The organism is Parasphingorhabdus sp., from assembly GCF_049667325.1.
Lineage (GTDB): Bacteria > Pseudomonadota > Alphaproteobacteria > Sphingomonadales > Sphingomonadaceae > Parasphingorhabdus.
The window spans coordinates 1-7,275 of the sequence record NZ_JBATHY010000008.1 but is presented as its reverse complement, the minus strand read 5'-3'; the positions used below and the strand labels follow the sequence as shown (position 1 = coordinate 7,275).

The following is a 7,275-nucleotide window of genomic DNA, read 5'->3' as shown; positions in this document are numbered from 1 at the left end:
GCCTGTTGCTGGTCATCCAATTTTGTCGTCATTCCGGATATTGTCCTGTTTGTCTGAGGGCTTCGCCCAGAGCCATGCCAGTCGCTACCGCCAGGTTCAAGCTGCGCATGTCCGCTTTCATCGGGATCGTGATTCGTCCATCACATTGGTCGTGGATAGTCAGAGGAACGCCCGACCCTTCCGAACCAAACAACAATATATCGGAATTGCGATAAGCGAATCCGTGATGTGGTTGTTCCGCTTTGCTGGAGAGCAAGATAATCCTCGCGTCGCGGGAAGCAACGGATTTACGAAATGCGTCCCAATCGGCGTGGCGGGTATATTCAACATGGTCGAAATAATCCATCCCGGCACGTTTAAGGCTGCGATCACTGAACGGAAATCCACAGGGCTCTATTATATCAACTGGCACGTCAAGACATGCGCAAGTCCTTAATATTGTTCCTAAATTCCCAGCGATCTCGGGTTGATACAATGCTATCCTCATGAAGCGATCACCATGACCGAGAAGGGAATGTTTGGTCAATCGAAAATTCACTGTTGGCAAACCCTATCCTTCGCGGCTATCAGGCGCGCAATTCACTGCGTGTTCAAACTGTTGGTAAGCAGTATCAAACGTTCGGGCAGTCAGGGGTCATAATTATCTATAGGGCTTGTTTGCATGGCAACGGTTGAAACAGCTGAAACGGCAGTCGCAGAAGAAGGCGGCGTTCGCCGCCGGGACTTTATCAATATCGCAGCAGTGAGTTTTGCTGGCGCCGGGGCGGTCGCTACCGTATTCCCGTTGGTCAATCAGATGAACCCGAGCGCGGACGTTCTCGCTCTGGCATCGATTGAAGTCGATATTTCGGCGATTGAAACAGGTCAGTCGATCAAGACCAGCTGGCGCAAGCAGCCTATTTTCATCCGCAATCTTACGGCAGAAGAAATTGCCGAAGCCAATGCAGTGAATATTTCAGATTTACGCGATCCGCAGACACTGGCCGAGAGGACTACCGTCGGCAAGGAAAACTGGCTGATCACACTCGGCGTTTGCACCCATCTGGGTTGTGTGCCGCTTGGCGCAGCACAGGGCGAAATCAAAGGTGAATTTGGTGGCTATTTCTGCCCTTGCCACGGTTCGCATTATGATACTGCAGCGCGCATCCGCAAAGGCCCGGCACCGAGCAATCTGGAAGTGCCAGAGCATGAATTCCTATCAGACACCGTCGTGAAAATCGGCTAAAGGACAGATAAAAATGAGCTTTCCTTGGGCAAAACAATATACACCAGCAACCGAATTCGGTCAGTGGATGGACGAAAAACTTCCCGTTCCACGTCTGATTTACAATAGCCTCGGTGCCGGATATCCAACTCCGCGCAACCTGAACTATATGTGGAATTTCGGTTCTCTGGCCGGTATATTCCTGGTTATCCAGATTATCACCGGCATCATATTGGCGATGCACTATGCCGCCAACGCGAATATCGCTTTCGATTCCGTCGAACATATCATGCGCGATGTAAACAGTGGCTGGATGATCCGCTACGCGCATGCCAATGGCGCTAGCTTCTTCTTCATCGCTATTTATCTCCATATCGGACGCGGTCTGTTCTACGGCTCTTACAAGGCGCCGCGCGAAATGATCTGGCTGCTAGGCGTGGTCATTTATCTGTTGGCCATGGCAACCGCATTTCTGGGCTATGTTCTGCCTTGGGGGCAAATGAGCTTCTGGGGTGCCAAGGTGATTACCGGCCTGTTCGAGGCTATCCCTCTGGTCGGCAAGCCGATCCAGGAACTGCTTCTCGGTGGTTTTGCGCCGGATAACGCCGCCTTGAACCGCTTCTTCTCGCTCCACTATCTGCTGCCGTTCGTGATTGCTGGTGTCATCATCATGCACATTTGGGCGCTGCATATCCCGGGCTCCAACAACCCGACCGGTGTAGACGTAAAGGGGCCGCAGGACACGGTACCGTTCCACCCATATTATACTGCGAAAGACGGCTGGACGCTCGGCGTGGCGCTTATTTTCTTTACCGCCATGATGTTCTTTCTGCCTAACGCGCTAGGCCATGCGGATAACTATATACCAGCCAACCCGCTATCCACTCCGGCCCATATTGTTCCAGAATGGTATTTCTGGCCCTGGTACGCGATTCTGCGCGCCTTCACCTTCGACTTCCTGTTCATTCCGGCGAAACTGCTTGGTGTACTGGCGATGTTCTCCGCGATCCTGGTTTGGTTCTTCCTCCCTTGGCTCGACAAATCTCCGGTGCGTTCGGGTATGTTCCGGCCCAAGTTCAAGATCTTCTTCGGTATCCTGGTGGTTGACGTCCTGATACTCGGATATTGTGGCGGTGCGCCGGCCGAGGAACCCTTCGTGATGATCAGCCAGTTAGCATCGGCCTATTATTTTGCGCATTTCCTCATTATCTTGCCCCTGTTGTCGCGGTTGGAAAAACCAGAGCCGTTGCCGAACAGCATCACGGAATCCGTCACCGGCAAGCCACTCACAACTGCCAGCTAAGAATTAGGGACCTGTCGCAATGGTAAGAATTATCGGAATCTTGATTGGCCTGTTCTTCTCGGGCTGGCTCTTGGTATCATTTGGCATGGGGGCAAAGGAATATATCACGAACCCACCAGTCGAAACCGCTGAGCATCAGTTTCACAAAGAAGCGAAAGACATATCATTCCCGTCCGACGGTCCGCTCGGTAAATTCGATCGCCAGCAACTGCAGCGCGGTTTCCAGGTGTACAAGGAAGTCTGTGCCGCGTGTCACTCGCTCCGTCTGGTTGCCTTCCGCAATCTCGAAGAAATCGGCTATAATGAAGACGAAGTGAAGGCGATTGCGGCCAATTGGCCGATCCAGACTCCCGATATTGATCCGGCGACCGGTGAAATGTCGAGCCGTCCATCGCTTGCTGCTGACAAGTTTCCCAAACCTTTTGCCAATGATGTCGCCGCCGGCGCTGCGAACAACAACGCTATTCCACCTGACCTGTCCTTGATCACCAAGGCGCGGGAAGGCGGAGCGCCCTATGTCTACTCCTTGCTGACCGGCTATCAAAATCCACCAGCGAACCTGCCAAAGGCCAATCAACCCGGCCCGGGATTGCACTATAATCCCTATTTCGCCAACCTGAACTTGGCGATGGCGTCTCCTTTGGCGGCTGAAGATATGGTCAGCTACTCTGATGGTACCAAGGCGAGCATCAATCAGATGGCCGAAGATGTTTCCGCCTTCCTGATCTGGAGCGCAGAACCCAAGCTGGAAGAGCGGCATCAAGCTGGCTGGGCGGTTCTCGCCTTCCTGCTGATTGCGACCATATTGGCTTATCTGTCCTACCGGACGATTTGGGCCGACGTGAAAGCCGAAAAGAAAAAGAAAGCTTCTGAAGCCTAGTTTCAACTGACTTCAGCAGATTGAAAAAGCCCGCTTCTTGCGGGCTTTTTTGCGTCTGGACGTAGCCTAGTTAGCCAGAACCGAGTTGATCGCCCGTTCCCATCCCTCAAGTCTGCGGGTTCTGGTCAAGGAGTCTATTTCCGGTTGATGGATATCCAGCGCCGAAATCATCACCGACGCTGCTTCAAGCGAGGGATATATCCCGCATCCCACGGCCGCGAGCATAGCTGCCCCAAGCGCCGTGGTTTCGAAAAACTCTGGCCGCTCGACCGTGATATCCAATATATCTGCCAAATCTTGCACCATCCAGTCGTTGGCAACCATCCCCCCGTCGATCCGCAGACTTTGCCAATCGACGCCATCGGCCGAAAATGCGGTTTTGAGATCGTGGCACTGATAAGCCATCGATTCGAGCGCAGCGCGGGCAATATGGGCTTTTTTCGATGCAAAGCTGAGACCGGAAATCGTCGCAGTCGCATCGGCGCGCCAGTGGGGTGCGCCGAGTCCGGACAGGGCGGGGACCAGATACACCCCGCCGTTATCGTCAACCGAGCGGGCAAGTTCCTCGCTCTCTCCGGCAAATTTAAGGAGGCCGATATCGTCGCGGAGCCACTGCATCACGCTTCCGGCCACAAAAACCGATCCTTCAAGTGCGTAGATTCGTTTGCCCTGATGTTGATAGAGTATGGTGGATAACAGACGGTTCTCCGACCGGCGCGCGGTTTCTCCGCTGTTGGTCAGGATGAAGGCGCCGGTTCCGAATGTCGCTTTGGTCTGGCCGATCTCCAGGCAGGCCTGACCGATGGTTGCAGCTTGCTGGTCACCGGCGGAACCGCAAATAGCAATCGAGCCACCGAACAGATCCGCCGCCGTGGTTCCCAAATCTCCAGCACAGTCGACGATCTGCGGTAGCGCCTGTTTCGGGATGTCGAACAGCGCGAGCAGCTCGTCATCCCAATCTTCGCCATCCAGCGCCATAAGCATCGTTCTGCTCGCATTGCTGGCGTCGGTGACATGCTGGCCGCCGGTCAGCCGGTAGACGAGATAGGATTCGATCGTGCCGAATGCCAGATTGTCTCCTGCAGCGCGTACCTCGGGCCAATTTTCCAGCATCCAGCCGATCTTGCTACCCGAAAAATAGGGATCTAGCAGCAAACCGGTCCTCGCTTGTACCATAGGCTCAAGACCGTCGGCCTTCAGTGCATCGCATTTTTCAGCGGTCCGGCGATCCTGCCAGACGATCGCACGGCCCAGCGGTTCGCCGGTTCTTTTGTCCCATGCGACGACGGTTTCCCGCTGATTGGTGATACCGATCGCCGCAATCTTGTCGGCGCCACCGGCTTGCTCGATCATTTTCTGGCAGCAGCTCAAGGTTTTGTCCCAGATTTCTGCGGCATCATGCTCGACCAGACCGGGGGCGGGATAATATTGATGTAACGCTTCCTGCTGCGACCCGTGCAATTTGCCATCGATGCCAAACAGCATCGCCCTCGTCGATGTTGTTCCTTCATCGATGACCAATATCTGCTGTGCCGCCATCGTCCGCTCCCTTGTCCCGATCCACGCTATAAGCTGGCCGGTAAAAGGCAAGCAAAAGGCAAGGATAAAGTCGGGTATATTGCGATGCAACATTGCACGAATCGCAGGTTTCTCTATGACTGCGGCGATGTATGATCTGGCCATCATTGGCGGCGGCATAAATGGCGTCGGAATTGCGCGCGATGCAGCGGGCAGGGGACTGAAGGTCCTGCTGGTCGAGCGTGACGATCTCGCCTCGCACACATCGTCGGCGAGCACCAAACTGGTCCACGGCGGCCTGCGCTATCTCGAGCATTACGAGTTCAACCTCGTCCGCAAGGCGCTCAAGGAACGGGAAGTTCTGCTTCGCGCCGCCCCGCACATCATTTGGCCGATGCGATTTGTCCTGCCGGTTGATAAAGGTATGCGGCCCGCGTGGCTGCTTCGCCTCGGTCTATTTCTTTACGATCATCTCGGCGGTCGCGACATTTTGCCTGCGACCTCAAACGTGAACCTGCGCACCGACCGGCGTGGTGACCCGCTGCAAAAGCGGCTCAAGAAAGGCTTTGCCTATTCCGATTGCTGGGTCGAGGATGCCCGACTGGTATCGCTCACAGCCCGTGATGCTGCCGAACGGGGTGCCGACATCCGGACCCGGGCGGAATGTGTCGCACTGGATCGCGGTTCGGATCATTGGAAGCTCAAAGTCCGGCGGCATGGCGCTGTCACAACCGAGCGCGCAAATATATTGGTGAACGCCGCCGGCCCTTGGGTCGACCCGGTCACCGCCATGTATGACCAGAGCGGCAACGCAGCGAAACTGCGTCTGGTCAAGGGCAGCCATATTGTCGTGAAGCGCAAATATGAAGGCGACCACAGCTATATTTTCCAGAACCGGGACGGGCGTATCATTTTCGCCATTCCCTATGAAGGCGATCACACTCTGATCGGGACAACCGATGAGCCGTGGAGCTATGCCGAGGGACCTGCCAAGATCAGCGACGGCGAAATCGATTATCTTTGCGACGCCGTCAGCGAATATTTTGAAGTCCCGGTCGACCGTGACGATATCGCATGGACCTATTCCGGTGTCCGCCCTTTGTTTGACGACCACAGCCGGACCGCCGCCACGGTCACCAGAGACTTTGTGTTCGATTATGACAATCAGAACGGCGCGCCGGTGCTGTCGATTTTTGGTGGCAAGATTACTACCTATCGCGTGCTCGCTGTGCAGGCGATCCGGACGTTGTCGGAAGTGCTGGAAGTAGATGGCGATGACTGGACCAAAGAGGCGCATCTGCCCGGAGGTGATTTTCCGCCGGACGGTTTTGCCGCGCTGGCCGACCAATTTGCAAGCCGATGGACTTTTGTCGACCGGGCAACTTTGCACCGATTGGTCAGAGCCTATGGCACCGACACCGCATTGATTCTCCAAGACGTCAAAACCATCGAAGGCCTCGGCCAGGAATTTGGTGCGGGTCTTTACGAGATTGAAATCCAGTGGCTGGTCGATCGAGAATTTGCTTGCTCGGCAGAGGATGTGCTGTGGCGGCGATCGAAACTGGGCTTGCATATGAGCGAAGCCGAGCAGCAAGCCGTGGCTTTGTGGTTCGACCGCCGGCAAAGCCCAAAATCAACCTTTCCTGATTGACGCACCACAAAAGCGGTGGCAATAGCGGGCCATCCGGTCGATCCGGACATGCGGGTGTAGCTCAATGGTAGAGCAGAAGCCTTCCAAGCTTACGACGAGGGTTCGATTCCCTTCACCCGCTCCATAAATTCTTCATTATTTTAACAAAGTTTCCGCTTTAGTAACTTGATTCTAAAGGAAACTTCATCTGATTCTCCGTTCTGAATCTCAAATGTCTTATAATTAGACTTAGATAATACTGCTAAGTCGATGTATTCAATTAATTATATTGATCGTAAGCTCGTGAACCATAGCTCCACTGAGGCATATTGGCCGTGGTGACCATGGCGGCCGGGGTTCATGCGGGCGCGAATATCCCGCATATTCGGCAAAATATATCGAAATGTGAAATATTGGCGGATTGGATTGGGGTGACCACGGCAAAATCACGCCTTAGTGGATTCGACCGCGATTTCAGATTTGAGCTAAACCGATGCCACGATCGCATCATCTCGGGAATAACTGGCGGAATTCTGGGAAAATCCAGCATTATTTGATCGATGATCCTGGCATTTTTATGGTTTCTGGCTCCATAGGCTCAGCCTGGCAGGCGTCCGGAATCGGCCATTTTTAACAATATCCCTATTGTCTTGGCCGATATTTTCGAAAATGTAAGGATATTGTCAGCGTCTCTGGTAGTCGGAATCTCGCGAAACCAGGCGATCGCAGCCATATGCATT

General features: G+C 54.2%; 6 protein-coding genes and 1 tRNA gene. 5 read left to right on the top strand and 2 right to left on the bottom strand.

Annotation, left to right across the window (positions count from 1 at the left end):
* Nucleotides 1–28 precede the first annotated feature (28 nt).
* Nucleotides 29–487, bottom strand: a complete 459-nt coding sequence (locus WBM93_RS00265) for a tRNA (cytidine(34)-2'-O)-methyltransferase (protein WP_424426994.1) — start codon at nt 485–487, stop codon at nt 29–31.
* A gap of 174 nt (nt 488–661) precedes the next feature.
* Here WBM93_RS00265 and petA point away from each other — a divergent pair, with 174 nt between their 5' ends.
* The 3 genes from petA to WBM93_RS00250 are packed head-to-tail and all read left to right on the top strand — an operon-like array spanning nt 662 to nt 3,387.
* A complete protein-coding gene (petA, locus tag WBM93_RS00260; protein WP_424426992.1) occupies nt 662–1,225 on the top strand; it encodes a ubiquinol-cytochrome c reductase iron-sulfur subunit in 564 nt (187 codons plus the stop codon).
* A 13-nt stretch (nt 1,226–1,238) separates the two neighbouring features.
* The gene (locus tag WBM93_RS00255; protein ID WP_424426990.1) at nt 1,239–2,507 is read left to right on the top strand and encodes a cytochrome b; all 1,269 of its coding nucleotides are present in this window, start codon (nt 1,239–1,241) and stop codon (nt 2,505–2,507) included.
* A gap of 19 nt (nt 2,508–2,526) precedes the next feature.
* Nucleotides 2,527–3,387, top strand: a complete 861-nt coding sequence (locus WBM93_RS00250) for a cytochrome c1 (RefSeq protein ID WP_424426988.1) — start codon at nt 2,527–2,529, stop codon at nt 3,385–3,387.
* A gap of 66 nt (nt 3,388–3,453) precedes the next feature.
* Here WBM93_RS00250 and WBM93_RS00245 read toward each other — a convergent pair whose 3' ends face one another.
* Nucleotides 3,454–4,926, bottom strand: coding sequence for an FGGY family carbohydrate kinase (locus WBM93_RS00245; protein ID WP_424426986.1), 1,473 nt, complete (start codon nt 4,924–4,926; stop codon nt 3,454–3,456).
* A 115-nt stretch (nt 4,927–5,041) separates the two neighbouring features.
* Between WBM93_RS00245 and WBM93_RS00240 the strand changes: the two genes are divergently transcribed.
* Complete coding sequence (locus tag WBM93_RS00240; protein ID WP_424426984.1) at nt 5,042–6,556, top strand: glycerol-3-phosphate dehydrogenase; 1,515 nt, start codon at nt 5,042–5,044, stop codon at nt 6,554–6,556.
* A 50-nt stretch (nt 6,557–6,606) separates the two neighbouring features.
* Nucleotides 6,607–6,680 (top strand) — tRNA-Gly (locus tag WBM93_RS00235).
* Nucleotides 6,681–7,275 lie beyond the last annotated feature (595 nt).

Excerpts from the sequence above, each read along its gene's own strand:
- WBM93_RS00265 (WP_424426994.1), bottom strand. The coding sequence starts at position 487 with ATGAGGATAGCATTGTATCAACCCGAGATCGCTGGGAATTTAGGAACA.
- WBM93_RS00250 (WP_424426988.1), top strand. The coding sequence starts at position 2,527 with ATGGTAAGAATTATCGGAATCTTGATTGGCCTGTTCTTCTCGGGCTGG.
- WBM93_RS00255 (WP_424426990.1), top strand. The coding sequence starts at position 1,239 with ATGAGCTTTCCTTGGGCAAAACAATATACACCAGCAACCGAATTCGGT.
- WBM93_RS00240 (WP_424426984.1), top strand. The coding sequence starts at position 5,042 with ATGACTGCGGCGATGTATGATCTGGCCATCATTGGCGGCGGCATAAAT.
- petA (WP_424426992.1), top strand. The coding sequence starts at position 662 with ATGGCAACGGTTGAAACAGCTGAAACGGCAGTCGCAGAAGAAGGCGGC.
- WBM93_RS00245 (WP_424426986.1), bottom strand. The coding sequence starts at position 4,926 with ATGGCGGCACAGCAGATATTGGTCATCGATGAAGGAACAACATCGACG.